The following is a 26452-nucleotide window of genomic DNA, read 5'->3' as shown; positions in this document are numbered from 1 at the left end:
GCTGCTTGAGCAATAAAATATGTATCGTGTTACAGTAAACAAGGGTACACAAAAATAATCGTTATTTTTGTGTACCCTTTGATTTTTACATTATTTAATGATAGATTTTTTCATTCGGAGGCTTTAAAGAAATTATTTTTGGCATTCAAGATTTTTTTCTGGCGGAAAGATAGGCGTAAATTGAATAGTAGCTCCTTGTTACCGAAATCTAAGCCGGTGATGTCAGTGATTTTTTCGAGGCGATTGGTCAGCGTGTTTCTGTGAATGTATAATTCCTTTGCTGTATCGGTTAGAACTTTATCACATTCAAGATATTTTTCTAAGGTTGTTAATAGTTCCGTTTTATGATGAGTATCAGCATTTTCTAATTTGGAAAGTATGGAATTACAAACATAAGTAAGCATGGAAGAAGTGTCAGAATTCGCTAACAAGGCATAGCTGGCCACTTCGTGGGGAGAAGTAACATGGCCATTTCCTTTTAAAGTCCGGCCGAATTGTAGACACGATAGGGCATTATAATAGCTCTGACGAACGGAATTGATATCCGAAGCGAGTGTGCCAATGCCAATGGAAATTTTTAAGGTTGGGAACATATATGTAAAAGCCGTTTGTAGTTTGTTATATAGATCTGATTCCTGTGTACTTAATGGTCTGGTCGATGCGACAAGGGCTATTACTTTGCCCGCTTGTTCCGAGATGAGTGATAAGGGATATTTTTCTGTAACAACTTGTTGGGTTGTTTTATAGAGGCGAGCCGAGATAGCGGCAATATTTGTTTCTTGATCGTTTTCATCCAATTCGATAATTGAGCACTCAAAGAAATTTCCCTGCATTAGTTCAAATTTAGAGATGATTTCAGTTGTGTTTTGGTTGCTTAGGTCGCCAAAGAGAATATGTTCTAGCATATCTCGCGAATAAAGTCGGTGACTTTCAGCGATTGCTTTTTGTTTCAAGAAATCGAGTGTTGCTACTGTACAGGTATGTTCTAAGGCCATCTGATTTATGTCTAAGAAGGTTGTAGTAGATTGGAATATAGAGATATGACCAAAGTACTCATTGTTAGACATGATGGCCAGAGAAATTACGAGAAATTTATGATCTTCAATAAGTAACCATTTAGTGTGGGGAACTTTAGGTTGTGCTAAAATTTCTTGCGAGTAGTCATTTAAAATCGTCTTTTTGGTGATAAGAAGGTTTAGTTGAAGGTTCGCTTTGGCGCTTACTCCTGGCATTGTTTCTGGAAACCAATAACTAAGAAGCAAGCCGTTATTACTATAGCAGCCAACTGGGCAGTTGGTAAGCTCACCTAAACAAGTAATGATAGAATGTAAGCCGCCACCTTTAATAGCCACCGTTGTTAATGTCTTATGAATTTCATTGGAACGATGTAATAAATAGGATTGTCGTGCTGCGATGCTATTAATAATCGGATTGCTAATTTCTGCGAGTGATAGCTGCAGGGGAAGTTCAATAATGGGGAAATTCAGCTTCTTTGCTAATTCGATCATTAAAGGGGGAATTTCGGGCAGAAATCGCTTGGTTTTGATTCCGAGACCAGCACAGCCAGAGGCAGAAAGTTCTTTGATGAGACGTTCCTGTAAAACTAGATCGTCTTTGATGGTGTAGGCAGTGGTTAGTATTAAATCACTTGGTTTTACCCAATTCCAGATATCAGGAGCATCCATTATATTTACAGATAGAATAATATTGTCTAGGCCGGCAGAACCAGTCACCAAAGATAAGGTTTTATCTGGGAAAAATTGAAAAATATCTTTAATTGTGAGGTGCATAGTCATTCTCCTCAAATTTGCATAAATTTCATGATTTAACTATTATTGAAGAGTAAATTCGCTAAACAGTTATAACTTCCTTGTTAATTGTAGTTTTATTTCTGAAGTAATAGATAAATATGCATATTGCACATTTATCCGTTGCTTCTTTACGATTGCTGCACTGGATGAAAGATCAAATATTCAGTATAATTGGGACGTAGTATTTAGATGAAAATGAGTAAAAAATACTTGATAGTACCATGTGAACTTGAAGCTGTCTTCTGAAAAAAATTAGATGTTCTTGTAAATGTTTTAAATAGAACATTCTAATAGAAGTGAAAGATGGTCAATTTTGAGACGTATATAGCCAAGCTATTCAGTAAAATGAAGAAAAATAGAGTGTATTGAGGGAGGTAAAACATGAAGGGGTTTGATTTTGGTAAAGAAACAGAGAAACTATTGCAATGGCTAGGAGAATTCGGCAAAGACCCAAATGGCGGAGTGTCTCGTTTCCTTTATAAACCCGAGTGGGTAGATGCACAGAATGCATTGGCAAAGCTTATGAACGAGGAAGGTTTGATTGCCAAATATGATGAGGTAGGTAATTTATTTGGCAGATTGGAAGGTACTTTATATAAAGATGAAACGATTTTAACCGGTTCCCATGTTGACACTGTAAAAAATGGCGGTCTCTATGACGGGCAATTCGGCATCATCGCTGGCATCATTGCTCTTAAATATTTAAAGGAAACTTATGGCGCGCCCTTGCGTAATATCGAAGTGGTATCAATGGCTGAAGAAGAAGGTAGTCGCTTTCCTTATGTGTTTTGGGGAGTGAAAAACATATTTGGTCTTGGTAAACGAGAAGATGTAGAAGCTATGGTGGATTTTGAAGGGATTCCTTTTACTGAGGCTATGAGAAAAGCCGGTTTTGCTTTTAGAGAAGCAACTACGCCAGTTCGTAATGATTTAAAGGCCTTTTTAGAAGTCCATGTGGAACAAGGCGGCGTACTGGAGCGCGAACAAAAATCCGTAGGTATTGTCGAGCATATTGTTGGGCAACGCCGTTTTACCATTGAAGTTACCGGTGAAGCAAATCATGCCGGAACAACGCCAATGGGCTATCGACGCGATGCTGGGTATGCAGCAAGTAGCATGATTTGTTCGATTATTGATACGGCCAATCAATATGGAGATCCTTTAGTAGCTACTGTTGGGAAAGTAGAAATAACCCCTAATATTGTAAACGTTGTGCCAGGTAAAGCTTTATTTACATTAGATACTCGTCATACCCATAAAGACGTACTAGTTGCTTTTACGGAAGAAATAACTACTAAGATAAAAGAAATTGCTCAAAAAACGGGCGTTGGTATCCATATTGATATGTGGATGGATGCTGCTCCTGTTCCTATGGATGTAAAAATCGTAAAAGTCTTAAAAGAACACTGTGAAAATGCGGGGCTTAACTATAAAATGATGCATAGCGGGGCAGGGCATGATTCACAGATTATCGCAACTTTTGTGCCTACGGCAATGTTGTTTGTGCCAAGCCATAAAGGGATTAGTCATTCTCCATTAGAATATACTGATCCGCGAGATTTGGGAGAAGGCGTTAAGGCGTTAGTGGGAGCTTTGTATGAGTTAGCTTATAAGAAATAAGGTTCAAATTCATAAGTTATGAAAGTGAATCATACATAATAAATGCCACCGCTCCAATATCGAGATGGTGGCACTTATTATGCATAGTGCATAGGAGCGGTTTATTTATTTGGTACCGATGCACTATACGTGAAGTTCGAAAATTCTATATAATTGAACTAAGGCAGGTGATATATTATACGATATAATATATATGTGAACATGGAATGTTGTTCTTCATTTTGGAATTGAATCAAGTGTTCATAGCGTTTGCTAAAAACTAAGTAGAGTAGGTCATGTATGATGTCAAATAGTGCGATACAATGGTTTGCCGCTGCTTTGCCGATTGCATTTTTGCTATTTCTGTTATTGAAATGTAAATGGGGTGGCGATGAGGCAGCATCAGGTGGATTAATTATTTCCATACTGATTGGTTTTTTTGTATTTGGTGGTGGAATGGATATGCTTGCCCTGGCTGTTGCCAAGGGAATGTGGTATTCCATTGCGATCATTATGGTGGTATTTCCCGCATTGCTTATTTATGAGGTTTCTCGCGAGTCGGGAGCTTTTATTGTTATTCGGGAAGGAATGCAAACTTTTACGCCCGACAAAGTTTTGCAAGTTCTCGCTGTAGGCTGGATTTTTGTTGGGTTTTTGCAAGGGATTACAGGTTTTGGTGTTCCTGTTGTAGTGTGTGCTCCGCTGCTGATTGGTATGGGTGTAAGGCCGATCACCGCAGTACTCATTACCCTACTAGGACAGGCTTGGGGGAATACCTTTGGTACACTGGGAATTGCTTGGGATGGTCTTGTCAGCCAAGTGGATTTAAGCGACCCGGTGACTCTCAAACATACCATTCTCTGGACTACAGGGATGCTTGGCGTTGTTAATGTTATATCAGGGCTGGTTATTGCTGGTTTAGCAGGTGGATATAAAGGCGTTAAACGAAATGCCGTCATGGTAATTCTCTTAGCACTTTTCCAAAGTGGCGGGCAAATGTGGTTGGCTCTCTTAAATCCAATGCTTTCTAATTTTGTTGTAGCATCTGTTTCGTTAGGGTTAATTTTTTTCATTGGAAAAATCCCCTATTATCGTCAAGCTGTAGAACTTCATGATCCGATTGAACAACGGCGCGAAGATAGTTCGTCTACTCATGCTATGAGCATTAAACAAGCTTTTATTCCGTATGTTTTTTTAGTAGTTATAGCTGTTGTGGTACTACTAAATAGTTCGATTAAGAGTTTGTTTGGACAGTGGCAGCTATCGTTGCCTTTCGTTGGCAAAACAACGCTGCTTGGCTTTGCAACGCATGATTATGCAGCCTATGCACCGCTAGTGCCCCTGTTGAATTCGGGATTCTTTTTATTACTAGCTGCTGTCGTTGGCTACGGAACCTATCAAAGTGTCGGATATATAAAAAGCGGCGGATTACAACGGATTACGACGAATGCTTTAAAGAAAACGATACCTTCTGCCATTGCCGTCATTGGTCTGATTGCTATGTCGAAAGTCATGGATGAGACAGGACAGACAACCGTATTGGCGCAAGGGGTTGCTGCCGTAACTGGCGGAGCATATCCAATTCTTTCGCCGTTTATTGGATTGCTTGGTACCTTTATGACCAGTAGTAATTTGTCATCGAATATTCTTTTCGGTAGTTTTCAGGAGCAAGTGGGAAGAATGTTACATGTAGATAAAGCCCAACTGTTGGCAGTGCAAACGGTTGGTGGTTCGATTGGTAGCATTATTGCTCCGAGTAAGGTCCTGCTTGGTACAACGGCAGCTGGTATTCTTGGTAAAGAGGGCGATGTTATTAATGCGTTTTTACTAAGAGCCATGTTGTTATGTGGGATCTTTGGCGTGATTATTTTTGTATCTTATCAATTGGGGTGGTGATAGCAGTGCAGCAGTTGGTAGTGTATTTACCGATCCTTCTTGTTATAGCCTTTCCTATGTTGTATTACGGTGGTCAGTCTAGTAATAGTTTGTGTTCTATAGCTGGAATCCTCGTATTGCTTTTAGGTATGGCGGGGCCATTGATAAAACGAGCATTAAAGTAATAGGTGGCTTATGTAATAATTAAATAAAGAGTTCTATGAGAGGAACTGCCAGAAAGGGAAACCTATCTGCAGTTCCTTTTTGTGTACCTTTTACATACCGTGTAGTTTTAGTGTGCACAATTGCGATTCCGACGAAAATAGTAATTCGCAATTGTGCAATAAATGGTCGTCAGAGTGTGCAATACGCATAGTTGTTTTGTGTTTATTTGCAAATTATGCACTGGTGGAAAAATCGAAAAAATCAGTATAATTAACATGTAAAGGTAACAAATATAGATGCGGAAAAATCGGCATAAGGAAAATCCGATAAACATGTAGAAAGGAGTAGAGGGAATCAAAGTGCTTTACTAGAGAAAGCGCAGTGATCAATACGGTTTAAGATTGAGCATGTTAATAAGAGGGGGGCTTATAATGTTTAATCTAGTTATTAAAAACGGCAAGGTGGTAACATCAGAGCGAATTTTTGCGGCAAGTATATGTATTAATGACGGCAAAATAGCCGCAATCGTTGAACCAAGTGTTGCTGTCGAAGCAACTGATGTAATTGACGCTAAGGGGAATTATGTATTCCCTGGCGCCATCGACAGTCATGCACATCTGAACGATCCAGGGTACAACTGGCGGGAAGATTATGCCCATGGTACAGCCGCTGCGGGAGTGGGCGGGTTTACTACCATTGTAGATATGCCGCTGCAGAATGAACCTGCACTTACTGATGAAAAGATTCTAGCAAAGAAGCTTGCCCATGTTTCTTCCAATGCTTATGTGGACTATTGCTTTTGGGGCGGACTTGTAGATTATAATTTTGCAAGCTTAAAAGAACTTGATGCTAAAGGCTGTGTTGCTTTCAAGTCATTCATTGGTCCCGTTTCGCCTGATTATGTATCTCTTTCTATTGGCCAAGCAAAAGAAGCTTTGGAGATTTTAAAAAGCGTTGATGCTCGTGCCGGTTTTCATTGTGAAGATTACTCAATTATTAAATGGGAAGAGGAAAGAGCAAAACGGAAGGCGAAAAATGACTGGAGAGATTTTTTGAATTCAAGACCCGTTATAGCGGAGCTCATTGCAACTCAAAATATTATCAGTCTTGCCAAGGAGATTGGCGCTAAGGTTCATATTTGTCATGTAAGTCATCCGCAAGTGGCGAAGATTATCAGAGATGCCCAACTTGACGGTGTTGACGTTACTGGTGAAACTTGTGGTCATTATCTTACTTTTTCGGAAGACGATGTGATTAAAAATGGCAGCTTATTTAAATGCGCACCGCCACTGAGAGAAACTGCAGCGATAGAAGAAATGTGGGAATATGTAGATAATGGCACATTGAGTTGTATTGGTTCGGATCATTCGCCTTGCGAACTCAGTGAAAAAAGCGAAGAAAAGCATGGCGTATTTGGTGCCTGGGGCGGAATTAGCGGCATTCAAAATACCATGCAGGTCGTATTTAGTGAAGGTGTCGCCAAGCGCGGCTATAGTCCGACCATACTTGCCAGAGCGCTAAGTGAAGGACCGGCAAAGGCATTCGGAATATACGGTAAGAAGGGCGCAATTGAAGTTGGCTTTGATGCGGATTTAGTAATTCTCGACCCGAAAAAGGAATGGGAAATTACACCCGAATCACTTTATTATGTGAATCAAATTTCTGCATTTGTCGGCTTGAAAGGGGTCGGACTTCCTGTATGCACGTTGGTTAGAGGACAGGTTGTGGCCGAAAATGGCAAAGTCGTTGGTCAGAAAGGCTTTGGAAGTTTCGTGAAAAAATTACAGAAAAGTACGCGTTCTAGCTAAGAAGCAGCTTATTTATCATAAGTGATAAGTTTATGATTAAGAATGCAAATATTAGTAGATGAGGAGAGGATTCTCTTGAGTAAGCGTTATGATGTAATCATTCGAAATGGAAATATTGTTTGTCCTGATCAGGTAAAAAAAGCCGATATTGCTGTTTGTGATGAGAAGATTGTAGAAATTGCCGAAGAGATCGCTGGTGATGCAACAGAAATTATTGATGCAGCCGGAAAATATGTATTCCCTGGAACGACTGATGGACATGTACATTTTAATGATCCCGGCAGAACAGAGTGGGAAACAATCGCAACAGGCAGTAGTGCTCTTGCAGCAGGCGGCGGTGTTGCCTATTTTGATATGCCGCTTAATTGTAGTCCCTGTACACTTGACGCGAAAAACTTTAATGCAAAGCTTGCTGTGGCGCAAAGAGACTCGTTAGTTGACTATGGTTTTTGGGGTGGCTTTACTCCTAAAAATTTAAATAAATTTGAAGAGCTTGCCGAGTGCGGCGTAATTGGATTTAAAGCATTCTCTTGCTTTAGCGGTATTGATGAATTTGAGAGAGCCGATGATTATACGGCCCTTGTCGGCATGGAAAAATTAGCGAAGCTAGGGCTACCGCTGATGGTGCATTGTGAGAATGCTGAAATTACGAGAGATTTAACAGCCCTGGCGCTTGCAAATGATCAGACGACCGTGAGAGATTATTTTGCCGCTCGTCCGCCAATTACGGAAATTGAAAATGTTTCGCGTATGATTTCTTTTGCCGAAGAGACCGGTTGTAAACTCATTATTGCCCATATTAGCACAGCAAAAGCTGTTGAGCTTGTTACTCAGGCAAGAAATAGAGGGGTTGACGTATACTGCGAAACAATTGGCCATTATTTAATTCTTACCGATGATGATGTAGAACGGATGGGAACCGTGGCAAAATGTTCGCCGCCGATTCGTGATGCTAAAAATCAAGCGAAAATGTGGGCAAAACTGTTAAATAGCGAAATTGATTTTGTCTCTTCTGACCATTCTCCCTGTGATCCTAAGTTAAAGGATGGAGAATTTTTAAAAGTTTGGGGCGGCATCTCAGCTTGTCAGACGACTCTTTCCGCAATGCTTACGCATGCTTATTATGGTAGAAAAGTTTCGCTTGACGCTATTGCCAAATTGACTTCGCAAAATGTCAATGAGATCTTTAAAATTTCCGGGAAAGGCAAAATTGCAGTCGGCTACGATGCAGATTTTGCTTTAGTAGACTTGAATAAACAAGTGACATTAAAGGCAGAGGATCTTTTCTATAAACACAAGGTAAGTCCGTATGTTGGCGATACCTTCTTGGCTACAGTGACACAAACCATTCTTAGAGGGACAACAATCTTTAAAGATGGAAAAATTGTAGCAAAACCGATGGGTAAACATTTAAGACCTAACTTATAACCCAATATATTATTAGAAATAGGGCAAACATTAAAAAGGAGTTGGGGTGCGTATGTCTACTATATTAGAAAAAAGTGGCACGGAAACGACGCCGGTTCAAGCCAATATGGGCGTGGATGAGTCACTAAATCCGAAAGCGGATGCAAATAGGACAGTAGGTCCCATAGACTATATGTTTATGTGGCTTGGTGACGGCGTCAATTTAGGCAATATGACGCTTGGATCTAGTTTGGTTGTAGCAGGCGTAGCAACATTAAATATTTTTCAAACCTTTGCGGCAGCCATTATAGCAATTGGCATTATTTCTACGGTGTTTACCTTAAACGATCGGCTGGGTTACAAAACCGGCATACCTTATGTTGTACAGCTTAGAATGTCTTTTGGGATTAAAGGTTGCATTGTATCATCACTTTTACGTGGTATTCCTGCTATTATTTGGTATGGATTTCAGAGTTGGATTGGTGGTACGGCCTTAAATGAAATTGCCAAAATTGTTACAGGCGGTAGCTTTGACAATATAGCGATTTGTTTTATCGTGCTGCAATTGGTGCAGATCGTGCTTTCTATGTATGGCTTCCATGCGATTAAATGGGTAGAGTCTATTATATCTACCGTTATTATGCTGGCGCTGCTCTATGTATTTAGCATCTTGATTACCTCTCATAGTGATGTGATTGCAGAAAAGTGGGTTCATGCAAGTGGCACGTGGGGCTTACCGTTCTTTGCTTTTATTATGATGTTTATGGGAAATTATGCAGCTATTTTTTTAAGCGCTGCAGATTACTCAAGAGAACTAAAGACCGGAATTTCAAGCACCAAACGTGGCTTTTTGTACTTCTTACCAATTGTATTAGCCTACGGCTTTGTACTGTGCATTGGTGCAATGCTTGCTGCAACAACAGGAATTTCTAATCCTGTAAAAGCCTTTGCCATCGTGATAAATAACTCGTATATTACATTCTTTGTATCGTCCTTTATAGTTATGGGCGCTGTTGCTGTAAATATGGTTGCTAATATTATTCCGCCAACCTATGTCATTACATTGATTACAAAATTAAAATATAAAGCTGCAGTTACCATAACGGGACTACTTGCTTTAGCTACATGCCCGTGGATTCTTGTAAAGGATTCTTCGGCAGAAGGGCTTGGCATGTTTATCCTTATCTATTCAGCTTTTTTAGGGCCGATTGTGTCTATTTTATTAGTTGAATACTATATTTTGAGAAAGCAAAAAATCGACATTATCGATTTGTATAAGGAAGAAGGCTCTTTTGCCGGCTATAATCCTTGTGCGATCATTGCCATGCTTATTGGCGCCGGTGCTGCTTTCATGAAAGTGGAGCTAGCCTGGATCATTGGTTTTGTTGTGGCAGGCATTTCTTATTACATTCTAATGAAGACTGCCTTTAAAGATTCGAAATTCAAACATGGTACAATCTTTGAAAAATAATTATTAGGTTTCAATAAAACAGCAAAAAACAGAAGTTAACTGATTCAGTTTACAGTTACTTCTGTTTTTGTTTGGCCCTTTTAGGGGAGTATTGTATGATGTTTACTACTTATTTGCTAAAAAATGATAAAATTTACTGGACAATTTATCCTGTATGGATGATGAAAAAGGAAAGAAAGAAAAGTACAATGAATGTAAAGGATCCTGAAAATTCTGACGTAATCAGACTAAAAGGAGTGTTTTATTGTGAGTGATCAAGAAATGGTATTAGTAAGTAAAACGGAATTGCACCAGTTGATCAAGAATAAAGTGATGAAAGCTGGTTTGCCTGAAGACCATGCTCAGGAGTTAGCGAATCATTTGACCTATGCCGATAGCCGCGGGGTACATTCTCATGGCGCTGTGCGCGTTGAATACTATTCAGAGCGAATCGCCAAAGGCGGCAGCAATACAAATCCTAAATTTTCCTTCCGAAAAACCGGTCCTTGCACTGGGATCTATGAAGGGGATAATGCCATAGGAATGGTTGTGGCCAGAAATGGTATGCTTGAAGCCATAAAAATGGCTAAAGAAAATGGTATTGGTTTTGTCGGCATGCGTGAACTCGGACATTGTGGTACTCTTTCTTATTTTCTGAGAATGGCAACTGATGAAAATATGATTGCCCTATCGATGTGTCAGTCCGACCCGATGGTAGTGCCCTATGGCTCGGCCGATCCATACTTTGGGACAAACCCTATTGGCTTTGCCGCTCCTTGTGCGGGCCGTCCTCCGATTGTATTTGATATGGCTACTACTGTAGGCGCTTGGGGCAAAATATTAGATGCTAGGGCCAAAAACAATCCGATCCCTAATACGTGGGCGGTAGATACGAAAGGACATCCTACGACAGATCCTTTTGCTGTTGGCGGTCTTTTAGCTATTGCTGGTTCTAAAGGCTATGGCTTGATGATGATGGTTGATATTTTGTGCGGTTCCTTACTGGGCGTTCCCTTCGGACAGCATGTAAGCTCTATGTATGCTGATCTTTCTGCCGGTCGGGAATTGGGACAAATCCATTTGGTAATCAATCCGGACTACTTTTCGTCCATTGATACCTTTAAAAATAATGTAAGTAAAATGGTAGATGAGCTTCATGTGCTTCGTCCAGCTGCTGGTTTTGATCAAGTGCTGGTTCCTGGCGAGTCTTCAGAAAAGAAGGCCCAGAACTATGAACGCAATGGAATTCCTATAGTAAAGGAAATTTACGATTATCTTGTCAGTGATGATATTCATTACAACCGTTATGAAGGAAAAAGCGCTTTTGCTTCTGACACGTTAGACTAAACAGGAATGAAGGGTCTGCCGCGCTATGTAGTGTGACAGACCCTTTTGGGTTATCCGATTTGATTATGTAACCATTCAAGGATTGAGTCATAAGTTGTTTTTCCTGATGGGTCACTTATATCTCGATCGAAATCGTGAGCTTCTTGGTAGACGGTTATGAGCTGGGACTGGGGAATTTGCCTGCTTAATGTCTTTGTCATTCGATAGGGAACGTCAGGGTCTAGGGTTGCTGCCGCCAAGATTGTCGGTGGGAATTCTTGCAGAATTTCTTCAGTTAAAGAATAGGCAGCTGGATTTTCTTCGCCGCAAAGAGATTTTATCCACGTTCCATCTTGTCTTGCTTTTATATAAAGAGAAAATCTTACATTCATAGGTCCATAGACCACCGGGGTGTCCGAAATGATTTTTTCGATGCTTTCGTCTGAGATGGCTGCCAGTTTATTGTAATATTTGCTGGGGGTGGCGAAAGCGGCTTCGTCAAGGCGGGCATAACCGTATAGGCTGATAAGAGCGCAGGGACGTAAGACGTTAGTTTTTATTAAACGATCACACATCATAAAAGCGAGATATGCTCCGGCAGATCGACCAAATAGCACGTATTGATTATTTTTCAAATCGAATACTTCATCACGGTTATTTAGATAAAAGTCGAGCAGTTCGAAAGTGGAATTTAAAATGATATCTAATTTTGATTCTGGGGCTAAGGGATAATCAAAGGTTAACAAATCATAGCCTGAATTTAGAAATTTATCGATATATATTTGCGGTAGATCATCTCTTACACCGTAAAGCAGGCCGCCACCATGAAAATATAATATGGTTATGTTTTTTCTATCGTTTTTGGCTCGATAGAGATTTATCGCTAATTTAATATTTTGCTTGGTTGTAAAGTTAAATATTTCTGGTTTACTCATCCGTTTTTCTCCCATCAATCAGTTTAAATAATCTTGAAGCGATTTGAATTTGCAGTAGTTCCTCTGGATTTGCAAAGTCGATTCCCAACACATTTTTTATTTTGTCAATTCGATACCGCACTGTTTTGGGATGAAGAAACAGCTTTTCAGCAGTGAGGTTATAGCTTTGGTTAGTGTCCAGAAAGGTCTTTAAAGTCTCGAACAGCAGGGGGGATTCAGATCTGAAATTAGCGATTCGAGGAGAAATAAACTTTTTCAGATCGCCTAAATTATTAGAGTCCAAAAATAACTTGTAAATTCCCAGTTCTTCATAGGGGAGTATTTTATTGGAATTATGGAATAGGCGCAGCACCTTTTGGGTATCGACAACCTCTCTATTGGCCTTGGGAATTCCGGATTTTTCTACTTTAGAGCTGATACTTGCGTAGTAATGAAATTCTTTAAATAGATTATTTTCAACGAAAGAATCCATAATCTTTTCGATGACAGCCGCAGTAAGACCAGAATGCGAACTACTAAAATTGAGAATAAAAACGACTCGATCTTGCTTTTCTAGAAAAACAATATCTTTAAAACTGGCTTTGAATTTGAGGCGGATCTTTCGTAAGGTTTGCGCCATGAGCGGCTTGTTTATATTTTTGGTTTCATCTTGCTGATAGAGTTTTATGAGAATTACTTGATAGTATGGGTGTTTATGTATATTAAGGGACTCTAATACCTCATCAATTGCTTTTTCTTCATAGAGTCTATCATTGAGTAAGTCGCTTAGGATATTGTTTTTTTGCTGAAAGAGATTTTGTGAGATTACATAATTCTTTAGTAATTCCATTTGTAGAAACTTTACGCCATTTTCGATGATCATAAAATCTTCTGAACTGATTTGATCGAGTAGCTCGTGAATCACTAGTTCGTAGTCATCATAGCCGAGATAGGGTATACGGACACGAATTTGTTTACCTACTAACTTAGGCTCCAAGTTATTATAGACTACTTCTTTGCGCTCATATTTAAAATGGACGTATTTTTCTGTGGAAACCTCACTTGTGCCAATAACTGTTACATTGCAAAGTTTGGGATTTGTACTGATTTCAGTTCCCTTGGTAGAATCAATGAGACTCACATCGCGTAAGATCATTTTTTTAAATTCACAGAGAATCTTATCCATGGAAGGCATTTTCAGCGCAAGACTAGTGAGCTCGCTATGTACCTCATAATACTTATTTAACAAATTTAAGTTCTTGTTTACAATGGGACCTAATATCTCAAGGATGATAGTGTCATACTTCACATTTTTGCCAATTTGGATTAAGGGGATTAAATGTTTGTCGCAAAGTTCAATGATTTTATTGGGGATTTGCGGAACGAGTCGATCAATTTTCATGATGATTGCGCTGATGCCGATATTATGGAGTTTTTCAAAGAATACGTCTAATTCACTATCGTTCAAATTTTGCAGGGCAAAAAAACTAGTAAGAATTACCTCACCGGCACGTCCCCAATTGGCGATGTCGGTTGCCTCTAAGATATTGACGCCATTTATTTCGTTGGAAATTCCGTTTTTGCCAGCTATTAATTGTGCGCCACAAAGCGATTTTACTCTTAATATGTCTTTGATATTCAATTTGCTACTCCTTTATCCTCCAAGTATAAAAAAAACGTGATTTTTACGATTTTATACCAATGATAATCCAAAAAAATAATGATATAATAACGGTAATTCATTTGACAAAATATTAACACAATATTAACACAGTAAAGGAGAATTGGAAATGCTATATACAGTAATTAAGAAAAATAGTTATCAAGATTCTATCAATCTTATGTTACTCACGAATTCGATAAATACTCTTGATGGTATCACAAAATGCTCAATTATGATGGGGACTGATGCCAATAAAGATATCCTTAGAAATAGTGGACTTCTTACCGTTGAAGCGGAAAGTGCAGCTCCCAGTGATATGATTATTGCCGTCGAGACAGAAGACGAAACGATTGTTGATCGTGTTCTGAGTGAAACCGATAAATTTTTAAATGATCTTGCTGTTAAACGCAAAGCCAATACGGCTGTAAGCGTAACAAGCATTGATGCAGCACTAGAAGAAATGCCTGACGCAAACTTAGCTCTCTTTTCTATTCCAGGGGAATATGCGGCTGATGAAATCGAAAAAGCACTTGATAAGGGGCTGAATGTTTTTTCGTTCACTGATAATATTTCATTAGAAGATGAAGTGCGACTTAAAAATAAAGCTCATGAAAAAGGCCTTTTATTGATGGGGCCTGACTGCGGTACCGGAATTATTTCTAGTATTCCTATCGCTTTTACGAATGTGGTAAGACCTGGAAATATTGGTATAGTAGGAGCTTCTGGAACGGGGATACAGGAAGTGACGACTATTATTGACCGTCTTGGCGGTGGTGTCGTACATGCTATTGGCACAGGTGGACGAGATTTGAGTGAAGAGGTTAATGCGGTAACTGTTCGCGATGCAATACTTGGACTGGAACTTCATGATCCTACCGATGTTATTGTGGTTATTTCCAAACCGCCAGCGCCGAAAGTTAGAGATGAGATTGTAGAATTGCTACATAGTCTTACAAAACCTGTAGTCGCTATTTTCTTAGGCGAAAAACCAGACCACTATGAGGGCAATGTATATTTGGCTCATACGCTGGAAGAAACGGCGATGATTGCTGTAGATCTTGCTAAGAACAGACCGGTGAAGCCGAATTATATGGAAGACATAAAATATGAAGTGAAAACGCCGCTGGCAAATGATAAGACAGTAAAAGGTTTATATTCCGGCGGCACACTGGCGGCTGAAGCAGCAATGCTGATTACTGAGGCTTTAGGACTTGGTAAATTGATCAAAAAAGAGGGATATATCCTTAATGCTAATGGCTACGAAGTGATGGATTTGGGCGATGATATCTACACACAAGGGAAACCGCATCCGATGATCGACCCAGAGGTTAGAATTAATAAAATCAGAGAATATGCAGCCGGTAAAAATACTGGGATTATACTGCTTGACTGCGTGTTAGGGTATGGTTCACATCCTGATATGGCTGGAGCGTTATCAGAGGCGATCAAAGCAGCCATTGCAACAGCAAAAGCAGATGGTCGGGAGCTCTACTTCGTCGGTTCTGTCTGCGGCACACAGCAGGATCCTCAAAGCTATCAGGACGCTATCGATACTTTGAAGGGCTGCGGTGTACTAGTAGAAGAGAGCAATGCCAAGGCCATAAGACTTGCGCTTAAATTAAAAGGAATTGATTTGAAAGAAGCGGATAAGCACGTAGTAGCAAGTACCGTTGCCAAAAAAGCACTACCTGAAATCAGCGATAGTATTATCGATCTTTTAAATTCTAAACCGCGGATTATCAATATCGGCCTTGCCAGCTTTACCGAATCAATTATGGCCTATGGCGGCAGTTCCGTGCAGTATGATTGGAGACCGGCGGCAGGCGGTAATAAAAAGTTGATCAAAATATTAAATCAGCTTGCCAAAATTGAGGAAATTGAAACAGCCAATCAGGAAGTCATTGGCAAGATGAAAAACTCACAGCCCTTTTTGGTAGATGTAGTGCCAGCAAAATCAGTGATTGAAATCTTAAACGATAAAGTATTACTGCATGCAGGGCCGCCGATTGAATATAAAAACATGACAGGTCCAATGCAGGGGTCTTGTATTGGGGCGGTATTATTCGAAGGCTGGGCAGCTGACGAAACGAGCGCCAGAGAGCTACTAGAACAGGGTGGCGTGAAATTCACACCTTGTCATCATGTAAATGCAGTCGGTCCTATGGGCGGAATTACATCAGGCAACATGCCTGTATTGGTCGTCAAAAATAAACTGGATGGATCGATTGGTTACTGCATTATGAATGAAGGCATCGGAAAAGTACTTCGTTTTGGCGCTTATTCCGAAGAAGTTTTAACAAGATTAAGATGGATGCGTGATTCTTTAGGACCTGTATTATCGAAAGCTTTGCGGCAAAAAGAAGAAGGCTTAAACCTAAATGTACTTATTGCGAAGGCTATTACTATGGGAGATGAGTTCCACCAAAGAAATATTGCGGCTTCTCTGATCTTCCAAAAAGAACTAGCACCGCTGATTACGGAGCTTGACATTGACCAAAAAGAAAAATATACCGTAATTAAGTTTTTAGCAGATACGGATCAGTTTTTCTTAAACATCATGATGGCAGCAAGTAAATCCATTGTAGATTGTGCTAGAAAAACTACGAGTGGAACAGTCGTTACCACAATGGCTAGAAACGGTCAGGATTTCGGCGTAAAAATAAGTGGTATGGGTGACGAATGGTTTACTGCACCAGTAAATACACCAAATGGGCTGTACTTTACCGGCTATTCAGAAGCTGACGCAAATCCCGATATTGGCGACAGTGCCATCACTGAAACAGTGGGGGTTGGCGGCATGGCTATGATTGCTGCTCCTGGCGTTACTAGATTTGTCGGAGCAGGCGGTTTCCATGATGCACTTAAAGTTTCCAATGAAATGGAAAAAATCTGCATTTCCCATAACTCCAACTGGAGTATTCCTACTTGGGATTTCAAGGGGGCATGTCTGGGAATTGATGCTAGAAAAGTAGTGGAAACCAATATTACGCCGCTAATCAATACGGGCATCGCTCATAAAAACGCAGGAGTCGGTCAGATTGGAGCTGGAACAGTGCGTGCGCCGCTGGCCTGCTTTGAAAAAGCGATCGTTGCTTATGCGAAAAAACTAGGGATAGAAATTGAGTAAAGAACAATGTAAAAAAGATAGAGCGGCGAGGAGCAATCTTTTGCCACTCTATCTGAAAACACATAGAGTGGGTAAGGTGCATAGCAAATTTAATCAGGGTCTCAACGTACAATTTGATGACTTTTTACTATATGTTGGCTGCACTGGCACCCCTCTATCTGTTCTTGGGCTGAATGTAGATGAGGGGCAGCTTAAAAATATACTCAACTCTGTAAAAAGTGATGATATGGTCGTAAACAAAGGGAATCGATTACTTTTTTATAGCGTTGATGGCGTAATCGTGATTGATTATAAAGATCTAGAAGAAATAGATCTAAGGCTTCCAAAAGTAAAATGTACGATAAAAGAACTTGTTGATACTAAGCTGTATAAGTATTTGACAAATATGGATTTAGAGAAAAATATAGGGCTCTATTTAGATGAAAGAACTCGCAAGCAAGTAGAATTGTTGTTATATTCCGATAAAACTGATATGAAATTAAATTCTACAATTATAAAATTTTTTGTTGGCAGGGGGAAAGGATTGACGCCAAGCGGTGATGATATCCTTCTCGGTTTTACATTGGCGCTTCTAAACTTTGATCATTACCAGGAATGGCAACAAGTTCTTGCAGCAGAGGTTACTAAGGAAAGAACAACGCTGGTCAGCGTGGCTTATCTTAACGCGTTACTGCAAGGGTATGTAAGCGAGTACTTTATAAAACTGGTAGAAATGCTTGATGATGCAGCGTCTGCTGAGATAGAAAAAGCAGTCAAAGCAGTACAGTCATTTGGTCATACTTCAGGCAATGATACATTGTTTGGCTTCTTCGTAGGACTGAAATTTTTAATTCATCAGTTGCCAGTACTACCGTGTAAAAAGTAAAAAAATAGATAAGGAGATTCGTTATGAGCTATCTTAATAATGTTACAGGATACAGAAAAGACCTTTTAATAAATCGATCAGTGATCAAGAAAGACAACTATGCACTGATTGAACCGGATGGTTTAGTTAAAAATACTCTTCCAGGTTTTGAAAATTGCGATATCACGATTCTTAGCTCTCCCAAGCTAGGTGCTAGTTTTGTTGACTATCTTGTTACGATTTGCGCTGATGGCAAAAATGAACTCGGTTTTGGCGAAGCGGGAATTGAAACTTTATTTTATGTGTTAGAAGGCAGCCTAGCTGTTAAAGCTGGAGAAGAAGCTTATTCTTTAACAAAGGGTGGATTTGTTTATTGTCCTCCCGGAACGAAACTCTATTTTCAGAACAAAAGCGGTGAAGTAGTAAAAGCATTCATGTATAAACGTGTTTATACGCCACTAGATGGTTATGAGCCTTATATCGTTACAGGCAATACGGAATCTATGGAATGGGTTAATTATGAAGGCATGGAAGATGTTTTAGTGAAAGACTTCTTGCCAAAAGATTTGGCCTTTGATTGTAATTTCCATATTCTTAGTTTCAAACCTGGCGCTTCCCATGGCTATGTGGAAACACATGTGCAGGAACATGGTGCCTATTGTTTGAGCGGACAGGGAATGTATAATCTGAATAATGACTGGATTCCTGTTCAAAAAGGAGATTATATTTTTATGGGCGCCTATTGTTTGCAAGCCTGCTATGCTGTGGGGCGCGACGAGAACTTTGCCTATGTTTATTCCAAAGATTGCAATCGTGATGTGATACTGTAAAGAGGAGAATAAAAATGGACAAACAATTAGTTATCGCTTTAGGCGGGAATGCTCTAGGCAATACTCCTGAAGAACAGAAACAAGCCGTTCTGGTTGCCGCCAGTCACATTGTGAACCTCGTCAAGGATGGCTATAAAATCGTTATTGTTCATGGGAATGGGCCGCAAGTCGGTATGATTAATTTGGCTTTTGAACTGGCCTATACGCAAAATTCCAATGTTTCCGCCATGCCTTTTGCTGAATGTAATGCTATGAGTCAGGGATATATTGGATTTCATTTGCAAAATGCTTTGCAGAATACCTTTGTGCAGCAGGGCATGGCAACACACGTATCTACAGCGATTACCCAGGTTATTGTCGATCCCAAAGATTCAGCGTTTCAGTGCCCAACTAAGCCCGTTGGACTGTTTTACTCAGAAGAGGCAGCAAAAGAGATCGGCGAAGAACGTGGTTACACCTTTGTTGAAGATTCAGGCAGAGGTTTTCGGCGCGTTGTTCCTTCACCTGATCCTGTTGATATTAAAGAAAAGGGAACGATTCGTTGTCTCATGGAAAATGGCGATGTTGTGATTGCCTGTGGTGGCGGCGGTATCCCTGTATATCGGGAAAATGGCCTGCTTCATAGTGTTGATGCAGTGATTGACAAAGATAAAGCGGCAGCAAAGTTGGCAGATGTTATTTATGCCGATACACTCATTATTCTAACGGCAGTGCCCCGTGTTGCTGTTAACTTTGGCAAGCCTGATCAAAAGTGGCTAGAACGTATTACTGTGGAAGAAGCCGAAAAATATATGGGAGAAGGACACTTTGCTCCTGGGTCTATGTTGCCTAAAGTTGAGGCGGCTATTAAATTTGTTAAATCTGGATCAGGCAGGGAAGCTATTATCACATCGTTAGAGAATGCCTACCAGGCAGTCACTGAAAATAATGGTACAATTATCTGCCGGAAATGAGCTAAGTAAATATTACTAGAGAAGGCCATCGCATCAAGAAATTAGTGCGATGGCTTTTTGGTGTAAGATTTGTATGTGAGAGAAAATTTACTATTGACGAAAGTTAGATATCTAACTATAATAAAAACCATGAGAAGAAATAATATGATTGCCTTATCAAGCAGATTAGCAGAAGAAGCCCACAAATTAATTGTTAGTGAATTAAGAGCGCGTGGAATCGAGGGAATTGTTCCGTCGCATGGCGGGATTCTCATGCAGCTTTGTCATGGAAATACATTTACAATGAAGGAATTAGCCGAAAGAATTCATCGTACGAAACCAACCGTAACGGTCTTGGTAGATAAGCTGATTAGCTTGGGTTATGTGACAAAAGAAAAATGCAGTAAAGATAGTCGGGTTACTTGGATTCGACTTACCCAGAAAGGCGAAGACTTAAAGCCGAGTTTAGCTGAAATTTCAGCTTACGTTAATTCAATTGTTTATAAAGATCTGGCGGAAGAGGAAGCTGAGAATGTTGAAAGGCTATTAGCCAAAGTGATTGGCAATCTTAGAGAATATACTTCATAAATTTGTTGCAGGCGAATTAAAATTGAAATTTTTTTCGGATAATAGTTAGATATCTAATTTTGATGGGGCTCTTGGGGTAGAATTATATTGAAGCGCTAAAATCAATTAAATTGTATTTGCATAGGGCATATAATTTGTATTTGCATAGGGCCTAGTCATTGCCTGTAGTGTGCTGATGCACTATAAATAAAAGTTGGAGGGACAACAGAAAATGAAAGAGGTTATTAAATTTTTACAAGAGAATGTTACAGGGGTATTAGCCACTGTGGCAGAAGGAAAACCAAAGGCCAGGCCCTTTCAATTCATGTATGAAGCAGATGGGAAGTTTTTCTTTTGTACAAATAATACCAAGGACGTCTTTAAGCAATTACAAGCAAATCCATATATAGAGTTCTCTAGTACCTCGCCGAAATTTGCTTGGGTTCGTTTGGCTGGTCAAGTTAAATTTAGCAGCAGCTTGTCTGATAAAGAGAAAGTATTAACTACTAGCGGCTTGGTAAAATCAATTTATCAAAGTGCCGATAATCCCATTTTTGAAGTATTTTATGTCGAACATGGAACAGCCATTCTTGCTGATTTTTCAGGAGAGCCGCCTAAAACATTTACTTTTTAATGGCTAAGATTGATTGTATCGTAACCGCATCGTAATAATCTTATCGTAAAATAGCAGCTGCTGATTTGTTATTCAAACTTTGAATATAGATTAGTGGCTGCTTTTTTGTTCTAATAGATTCTTAATGATTTTTATAGCCTTCTCTAACTGGGCATCATTCTCTGGGGCGGCAATGGCAAGTCTCACCGCATTTACGGCTTTTGGATTTCCTACGGCAAAGCGCTCAGCGCCGTAGACTCGGACTCCTAACTGATAGGCATTGGCGGCAAATTCTTCGCCGGTCATCTTTTTCGGCAAAAGAAGCCAGCGCATAATGCCCTCGGGACTTCCCCAAACTTTATGATTTTTTAAATAGGTATCAACAATTTCATTTCTTTGCTTATTTACTAAGCGATGTTTTTCGATGATTTTTTCTAAATCGCCGGAAATGATCATACGGCAGACGAGTTCGGCTATCATGGGAGCTACAGAGATATTCATATTATAGAGCGCTTCGGTTAGTTTTTGCTTATACACTTCTGGTACAGCAAGAAACGCGATTCTGAGTCCTGGTGAAACGACTTTGGCAAGACTGGAAATATAAATGACGTGTTCAGGAGCATAAGCGGCAACGGGGGGACAAGACTTTTCTGTCAGGAGACTATGAATGGCATCTTCAATGATAATGAGGTCCTCTTGTTTGGCGAGGGCGGCTATAGTTTTTCGACCTGTGTCTGACAAGGTATGAGTTGTTGGGTTATGAAAATCAGGTATGATATAGAGACCTTTAATATTTTCATTTTTGCAAGCATATAAAATTCCGTCAGCTGTCATTTCATTATTTTTTTGTTGAATGGGGATTAAGCGGATTCCCAGCATATTGGCGGCTGTTTTAATGCCAGGATAGGTAAATTCATTTGTGCCAATGCGATCTCCTGGTTGAAAGAGACCTGCTAATACGGCAGTGATTGCATTTTGCCCGCCATTCGATAATAGCAGTTGTTCAGAAGGTACCTTATAGCCTGCTTTTCCTATCAGTTTGGCTGCTGTTTCTTTTTGCCAGAGTGTTCCACCTGATTTACCATATTGAAACAGTTCGCCAAAATCCGGTTCTGTAATCATTTTTTTCAGCTGGGTTACAATCGGTCGGTTGGCACTTTTTGCAGGGAAGACCGGACCCATTTCAATAACCTCTAAAGAGTCTTCGTCGTGTAGCAAAAAAGGATTCGCCGCAGCATCAGAAGAAACAAAGGTTCCGTTACCAATAGTAGAACAAATGATTCCCTTTTGTTCGCAAAGTTTGAAGGCGCGCGAAATGGTGCTTACATTAATATCGAGAAAATCAGCTAGTTCACGTTGCGGCGGCAATTTTGTTCCCGGCGTCAGTAGCCCGCTTCTAATATCAGCTTCTAATTTTTCGGCAATTGCTTTATAGAGTGGGCCTGTTTTTTCATTGAATTCCGGCTTCCAGCTCATGGGATAATTATCAAAAGAATTCACTGGCATATTATTCACTCGCTTTTAAATTGTTTTGCATACAATTATAACATTGTATGTATCGTCTTACAATGTTACAATTCTGTAAAAGAAAGCAAAAAGCGAGGGTGACCAAATGAATAGTAAAAACGCCGTATTGCCATCTAACTATCTAATCCTTGATCCTGATTTTCGTCGCGGCGTTATTGCTAGTGGCCCTATTTTACTTGGCGTAATTCCTTTTGGTATTACCTGCGGGATTATGGGACTCACAGCAGGGCTTACGCCAGTAGAAACAGTTTTGATGTCGCTCTTGGTATTTGCCGGCGCTAGTCAGTTTATTGCAATCACCATGCTAGGGGCGGGATTATCTAGTTGGAGCGTGATTACCTTAACCACATTGCTAGTCAATTTACGCCATATGCTAATGGGCGCTTCTTTGGCAAAATATCTAGTGAAACAGCCGCTTTCACGGCAGCTTATATTATCTTTTTTGCTGACCGATGAAGCTTATGCAGTAACGATCAGCCGTATCTATCAAAGTGGCTATAGCTCGGCGTATCATCTGGGCGCCAGCCTTAGTATGTATGTGACGTGGGGCTTGTCTACCTTGACTGGGGTCTTAGTTGGAGGATATATTCCTGATCCGTTAGTGTGGGGTCTTGATTTTGCCATGCCTGCTACTTTTTTGGTGTTGCTTTTCCCACGGCTAACAGATCGAATCAGCCTTATTGTATGTGTTGTATCAGCTATAATTGCCGTGCTTGGCGCTGTCTATCTTCCGGGAAAGTGGTATATGATAGCCGCTTGCTTTGGCGCAGTACTTGTTGGTGGTTTATTGGAAGGGGCGAAGAAGCATGCGCAGTGAAATTCTTTTTATTATTTTCTGTATGATGGCCGTAACATTTGCCACGCGGTTTAGTTGTGCGGCTCTATTTCGTCAAACCGGAATGCCGACTTGGCTAGAGCGCTGGTTAAAACATATTCCGACGGCGATTCTTACTGCTTTGATTGTGCCAGCTTTAATTTTGCCAAAAGGCGAAGTTGATATTTCATTGCAAAATCATTATTTATTAGCAGGATTAGTAGCTGCCGCTGCGGCCTACAAAAGTCGTAATATAGTTGTTACTCTGGTTTTGGGGATGGGAACTATGTTAAGCTTAGGGCTGTTGTAAGATGCTTAAAGCCTCTAAAACGTAAATAGGAACAAGTCAATTGAGGTCACAGCAGAAAGGACCTTAATTGGCTTGTTCTTGTTTACGTTACTTCTATTTAATGACTCAGATCTTTTATCTTGACGCAGAATCACCAATTCTATAAGATGATAGTAAAAATATAAATATTTAGGTTAATTGGAATTTGATGTAAAAATACCTATTTTATTGTAAAGTGAGAGTGGTAAGCATGAACTATTTATATTCTTCTCGCGGCAAAATAGTTTTATTAGGCATGATAATAGGTATTACGGTAATTATTAATTTAGTTATTATTTCTCAAGCAGTTCAATTTAATACACGGGTAAATAGTGTGACATATCCTGTAACATCGTTGGCGAATCAGATGGAATTGTCTATTGTTCAAGTTCAGCAATATTTAAGCGACATAAGTGCAACGAGGGCACAAGATGGCAAAGATGACGGCTTTAAAAATGCTGAAGAGAGCGCTGTAATGTTCAAAGAAGCTTTAACGAAGTATAAACTACTTAAACCGGAGAAGGAACAGGAACTTCGTGAGTATGAGCGAGCCTTTGATGAATACTATCAATTGGGCAAAAAAATGGCTGAACAATACGTAAATTTTGGACCCGCTGGCGGCAATAAATTAATGACGGACTTTGATGATAAGGCAGAGAAGCTTGCTGATTTTACGGAAGAGATAAAAAAAGCCAGCGAAAATGATATTGCCTTTGATTTAGGAAAAGTAGACTCTTTAATTAAGATGATTTTTGTTATAAGTTTGATTAGCGGTATAGTCAGTATAGTAGTTTGTGCTTTTGTTGCTAAAAAAATCATTACCTCTCTTAATATGATTACAAAGGGAATTCAAAAAGATAAGGACGGGTATATTACTATTCAGGAAATCCCGCTATATTCGAAAGATGAATTCGGAACAATTGCAGATTCTATTAATACACTTGTTTATCAAGTGAAAGAATTTATTAAGCAGGTAACAAGCTTTGCGAGTGATCTTTCTGCTTCTTCGGAAGAGCTTACTGCCGGCGCAGCACAGTCCGCGCAAGCAGCGAATCAAGTGGCGCAAACTGTTGCTGGTATGGCTGGCGGTACGGAAAAACAAATGATAGCTATTGAAAATACAGTTGCTGTTATTGCTCAGATGTCAGCAGGAATACAAAATATTGCAACTAACGCTAAGGATGCTTCAGATACTTCAGATCAATCGTCGGCGACGGCCCAAAAAGGAAGCCAGGCCATAGAGAAAGCAATCGCGCAAATGGAAAGTGCTCAAAGTGCCGTAGCGCGATCGGCACAGGTGATGACAACCTTGGAGGAACGATCAAAGGCGATTGGCTATATTGTTGATGACATATCTGGCATTGCCAGTCAGACAAATTTATTAGCATTGAATGCGGCGATTGAGGCGGCTCGATCTGGTGAGCATGGCCGTGGTTTTGCTGTAGTTGCCGAGGAAGTGCGTAAATTAGCGGAACAAGCGCAAGAGTCGGCTAAAAGAATTACAGGTCTAATTTCAGAAGTGCAGTATGATACAGGCACTGCAATGACGGCAATCGTTGAAGGTTCCAAAGAAGTTCTTGCTGGGGTTGAAGCAGTAGATGCTGCAGGGCAGTCATTTGCAGATATTCACAGGACTGTTAATGATGCGGCTTCGCGAATGCGTGAAATTACAGCAGCTATTGAGCAGATGGCAAAAGGAAGTCAGCAAGTCGTGGCGTCAGTGGACGCAATTAATGGAATTAGCAAAGAAGCGGCAAGCCAGGCTCAGAATGTATCTGCTGCTACGCAAGAACATTCTGCAACGAATGAAGAAATTGCTACGTCCAGTCAGAAACTTGCTGATATGGCAATGGATTTAACCGAGGTGGTCAGTGCTTTTAAAATGTAACGAGTTAAAATATAGATATTATTTTATCTGAGGCGATCATGATATCGTAAGGGAGTGAAACAATGATTGAAGAGCAGCAGTTAGATGCGCGCAGTCATGCCTATTTATTTGGCGCTATTGCCAAGACTGTGATTGACACGTTTGGTGAGGCGGGAATTGAAGCAGTCGGCAATGGCGTTGTTCATTATGGCAGACAGCGAGGCAAACGGATGGCTTTACGAGCCCAGGCCGATGGTGTTGAACTTACCGCTTTAAACTATATTGCCTATGGGGAATGGAGCGCTAGAGAAGGAGAGATGGACTTTTCTGTTCCAACTAAGGACCCCGATATTCAGTTTTTTATTAAGAAATGTCCTTGGCACGATCTATGGCAAGAAGAAGGCTGGCTAGAAGCATACGGCTATTTATATTGTAAGTATGTAGATGTAGCCATTGCGGCAGGTTATAATTCAGACCTTGTTTTTGATATTGTAGAATGTCGTGGCTTAGGGGATGCGGTCTGTGATATGCGGCTGTTGCAGGCAAACGTATCGAGCATGGAAAAAGAGCAATTTGCCGAACGAGTACGACTTTTAGGCAATAAAGCCAAGATGCCCTGGAACTATCATTGTGGGCACTTATTTAAAGCTTTGTGGGAAGTCGTTATTGCCAGATTTGGCTATAGCGGACTTCAGGCAATGCAGGAATCACTTGATTTATTTGCTAAAAGGTATGGAGAAGGAGCAGTAGGGCAGATATTAGAACTCATGAATCAAGACTTTAACGATCTGCCCCAATCACACCATATCATTCCTGCATAACGCTTGTAATTAGGCCTGCGGCAGTAGGAAATAGCTCTTCAATAATGGGTTGTAGATAGTTTATAAAATCCCAATAAAGGGTAATAAAAATTTCTTTACTTATAGTATTTCATCCCCTATAATATTTTCAGTAGATTATTGTAGCAAACTAACAAATAAATATT

20 protein-coding genes are annotated in these 26452 nt (G+C 40.1%); 16 read left to right on the top strand and 4 right to left on the bottom strand.

Going from position 1 to position 26452, the window contains the following annotated elements; translation table 11 throughout:
• Positions 1 to 110 precede the first annotated feature (110 nt).
• On the bottom strand, positions 111 to 1790 hold the full coding sequence (locus AC0NJP_RS11105) for a PucR family transcriptional regulator (RefSeq protein ID WP_474039924.1): 1680 nt from the start codon (positions 1788 to 1790) through the stop codon (positions 111 to 113).
• A 402-nt stretch (positions 1791 to 2192) separates the two neighbouring features.
• Between AC0NJP_RS11105 and allC the strand changes: the two genes are divergently transcribed.
• The 6 genes from allC (at position 2193) to allD (ending at position 11462) form a co-directional block, all read left to right on the top strand.
• The gene (gene allC / locus AC0NJP_RS11100; protein WP_474039923.1) at positions 2193 to 3431 is read left to right on the top strand and encodes an allantoate deiminase; all 1239 of its coding nucleotides are present in this window, start codon (positions 2193 to 2195) and stop codon (positions 3429 to 3431) included.
• Positions 3432 to 3710: 279 nt separating this feature from the next.
• Entirely contained in the window at positions 3711 to 5306 is a 1596-nt protein-coding gene (locus tag AC0NJP_RS11095) for an L-lactate permease (protein WP_474699815.1), read from the top strand.
• A gap of 575 nt (positions 5307 to 5881) precedes the next feature.
• Positions 5882 to 7258: an allantoinase AllB gene (gene allB, locus AC0NJP_RS11090; RefSeq protein ID WP_474699814.1), complete on the top strand. Its 1377-nt coding sequence runs from the start codon at positions 5882 to 5884 to the stop codon at positions 7256 to 7258.
• 75 nt (positions 7259 to 7333) lie between these two features.
• Positions 7334 to 8686 carry an allantoinase AllB gene (gene allB, locus AC0NJP_RS11085; protein WP_474039918.1) on the top strand — a complete coding sequence of 451 codons (1353 nt, stop codon included), beginning with the start codon at positions 7334 to 7336 and terminating at the stop codon, positions 8684 to 8686.
• 52 nt (positions 8687 to 8738) lie between these two features.
• Positions 8739 to 10136, top strand: a complete 1398-nt coding sequence (locus AC0NJP_RS11080) for an NCS1 family transporter (protein WP_474039917.1) — start codon at positions 8739 to 8741, stop codon at positions 10134 to 10136.
• A 246-nt stretch (positions 10137 to 10382) separates the two neighbouring features.
• Complete coding sequence (allD, locus tag AC0NJP_RS11075) at positions 10383 to 11462, top strand: ureidoglycolate dehydrogenase (RefSeq protein WP_474039916.1); 1080 nt, start codon at positions 10383 to 10385, stop codon at positions 11460 to 11462.
• A gap of 50 nt (positions 11463 to 11512) precedes the next feature.
• Here allD and AC0NJP_RS11070 read toward each other — a convergent pair whose 3' ends face one another.
• Both AC0NJP_RS11070 and AC0NJP_RS11065 read right to left on the bottom strand, forming a co-directional pair.
• The gene (locus AC0NJP_RS11070) at positions 11513 to 12376 is read right to left on the bottom strand and encodes an alpha/beta hydrolase (RefSeq protein WP_474699813.1); all 864 of its coding nucleotides are present in this window, start codon (positions 12374 to 12376) and stop codon (positions 11513 to 11515) included.
• The gene (locus AC0NJP_RS11065; RefSeq protein ID WP_474039914.1) at positions 12369 to 13997 is read right to left on the bottom strand and encodes a PucR family transcriptional regulator; all 1629 of its coding nucleotides are present in this window, start codon (positions 13995 to 13997) and stop codon (positions 12369 to 12371) included. The genes AC0NJP_RS11070 and AC0NJP_RS11065 overlap by 8 nt, the downstream gene beginning before the upstream one ends.
• Positions 13998 to 14145: 148 nt before the next feature.
• On the opposite strand from AC0NJP_RS11065, the gene AC0NJP_RS11060 reads away from it, so the two are divergent.
• The 6 genes from AC0NJP_RS11060 (at position 14146) to AC0NJP_RS11035 (ending at position 20952) form a co-directional block, all read left to right on the top strand.
• Positions 14146 to 17145: a bifunctional FdrA/YlbE family protein gene (locus AC0NJP_RS11060; RefSeq protein WP_474039913.1), complete on the top strand. Its 3000-nt coding sequence runs from the start codon at positions 14146 to 14148 to the stop codon at positions 17143 to 17145.
• On the top strand, positions 17138 to 18010 hold the full coding sequence (locus AC0NJP_RS11055) for an oxamate carbamoyltransferase subunit AllH family protein (protein ID WP_474039912.1): 873 nt from the start codon (positions 17138 to 17140) through the stop codon (positions 18008 to 18010). The genes AC0NJP_RS11060 and AC0NJP_RS11055 overlap by 8 nt, the downstream gene beginning before the upstream one ends.
• 23 nt (positions 18011 to 18033) lie before the next feature.
• Complete coding sequence (gene allE, locus AC0NJP_RS11050) at positions 18034 to 18819, top strand: (S)-ureidoglycine aminohydrolase (protein WP_474039911.1); 786 nt, start codon at positions 18034 to 18036, stop codon at positions 18817 to 18819.
• Positions 18820 to 18833: 14 nt separating this feature from the next.
• On the top strand, positions 18834 to 19772 hold the full coding sequence (arcC, locus tag AC0NJP_RS11045) for a carbamate kinase (protein ID WP_474039910.1): 939 nt from the start codon (positions 18834 to 18836) through the stop codon (positions 19770 to 19772).
• A gap of 144 nt (positions 19773 to 19916) precedes the next feature.
• Positions 19917 to 20339, top strand: coding sequence for a MarR family winged helix-turn-helix transcriptional regulator (locus AC0NJP_RS11040; protein ID WP_474699812.1), 423 nt, complete (start codon positions 19917 to 19919; stop codon positions 20337 to 20339).
• A 211-nt stretch (positions 20340 to 20550) separates the two neighbouring features.
• Entirely contained in the window at positions 20551 to 20952 is a 402-nt protein-coding gene (locus tag AC0NJP_RS11035) for a pyridoxamine 5'-phosphate oxidase family protein (protein ID WP_474699811.1), read from the top strand.
• A 90-nt stretch (positions 20953 to 21042) separates the two neighbouring features.
• Here the strand turns inward: AC0NJP_RS11035 and AC0NJP_RS11030 are convergent, their stop codons facing one another.
• Positions 21043 to 22437 (bottom strand): aminotransferase-like domain-containing protein, encoded by a 1395-nt coding sequence (locus tag AC0NJP_RS11030; protein ID WP_474699810.1) that lies wholly within the window; start codon positions 22435 to 22437, stop codon positions 21043 to 21045.
• Between the two features lie 106 nt (positions 22438 to 22543).
• Between AC0NJP_RS11030 and AC0NJP_RS11025 the strand changes: the two genes are divergently transcribed.
• From AC0NJP_RS11025 to AC0NJP_RS11010, 4 genes are all read left to right on the top strand, one after another.
• On the top strand, positions 22544 to 23275 hold the full coding sequence (locus AC0NJP_RS11025) for an AzlC family ABC transporter permease (protein WP_474699809.1): 732 nt from the start codon (positions 22544 to 22546) through the stop codon (positions 23273 to 23275).
• Positions 23265 to 23582, top strand: coding sequence for an AzlD domain-containing protein (locus AC0NJP_RS11020; RefSeq protein WP_474699808.1), 318 nt, complete (start codon positions 23265 to 23267; stop codon positions 23580 to 23582). The genes AC0NJP_RS11025 and AC0NJP_RS11020 overlap by 11 nt, the downstream gene beginning before the upstream one ends.
• A gap of 229 nt (positions 23583 to 23811) precedes the next feature.
• Positions 23812 to 25488, top strand: a complete 1677-nt coding sequence (locus tag AC0NJP_RS11015) for a methyl-accepting chemotaxis protein (protein ID WP_474699807.1) — start codon at positions 23812 to 23814, stop codon at positions 25486 to 25488.
• Positions 25489 to 25550: 62 nt separating this feature from the next.
• Complete coding sequence (locus AC0NJP_RS11010; protein WP_474699806.1) at positions 25551 to 26288, top strand: L-2-amino-thiazoline-4-carboxylic acid hydrolase; 738 nt, start codon at positions 25551 to 25553, stop codon at positions 26286 to 26288.
• The last annotated feature ends 164 nt before the right edge of the window (positions 26289 to 26452 follow it).

It is taken from the genome of Pelorhabdus sp. sgz311002, from assembly GCF_056134285.1.
Note: the sequence above shows the minus strand (reverse complement) of the source record. Positions and strands in the feature narration are given on the sequence as shown.

Coding starts and splice junctions, on each gene's coding strand:
- AC0NJP_RS11105 (WP_474039924.1), bottom strand. CDS start 1,790: ATGCACCTCACAATTAAAGATATTTTTCAATTTTTCCCAGATAAAACC.
- allC (WP_474039923.1), top strand. CDS start 2,193: ATGAAGGGGTTTGATTTTGGTAAAGAAACAGAGAAACTATTGCAATGG.
- AC0NJP_RS11095 (WP_474699815.1), top strand. CDS start 3,711: ATGATGTCAAATAGTGCGATACAATGGTTTGCCGCTGCTTTGCCGATT.
- allB (WP_474699814.1), top strand. CDS start 5,882: ATGTTTAATCTAGTTATTAAAAACGGCAAGGTGGTAACATCAGAGCGA.
- AC0NJP_RS11080 (WP_474039917.1), top strand. CDS start 8,739: ATGTCTACTATATTAGAAAAAAGTGGCACGGAAACGACGCCGGTTCAA.
- AC0NJP_RS11070 (WP_474699813.1), bottom strand. CDS start 12,376: ATGAGTAAACCAGAAATATTTAACTTTACAACCAAGCAAAATATTAAA.
- AC0NJP_RS11060 (WP_474039913.1), top strand. CDS start 14,146: ATGCTATATACAGTAATTAAGAAAAATAGTTATCAAGATTCTATCAAT.
- allE (WP_474039911.1), top strand. CDS start 18,034: ATGAGCTATCTTAATAATGTTACAGGATACAGAAAAGACCTTTTAATA.
- arcC (WP_474039910.1), top strand. CDS start 18,834: ATGGACAAACAATTAGTTATCGCTTTAGGCGGGAATGCTCTAGGCAAT.
- AC0NJP_RS11040 (WP_474699812.1), top strand. CDS start 19,917: ATGATTGCCTTATCAAGCAGATTAGCAGAAGAAGCCCACAAATTAATT.
- AC0NJP_RS11035 (WP_474699811.1), top strand. CDS start 20,551: ATGAAAGAGGTTATTAAATTTTTACAAGAGAATGTTACAGGGGTATTA.
- AC0NJP_RS11030 (WP_474699810.1), bottom strand. CDS start 22,437: ATGCCAGTGAATTCTTTTGATAATTATCCCATGAGCTGGAAGCCGGAA.
- AC0NJP_RS11025 (WP_474699809.1), top strand. CDS start 22,544: ATGAATAGTAAAAACGCCGTATTGCCATCTAACTATCTAATCCTTGAT.
- AC0NJP_RS11020 (WP_474699808.1), top strand. CDS start 23,265: ATGCGCAGTGAAATTCTTTTTATTATTTTCTGTATGATGGCCGTAACA.
- AC0NJP_RS11015 (WP_474699807.1), top strand. CDS start 23,812: ATGAACTATTTATATTCTTCTCGCGGCAAAATAGTTTTATTAGGCATG.
- AC0NJP_RS11010 (WP_474699806.1), top strand. CDS start 25,551: ATGATTGAAGAGCAGCAGTTAGATGCGCGCAGTCATGCCTATTTATTT.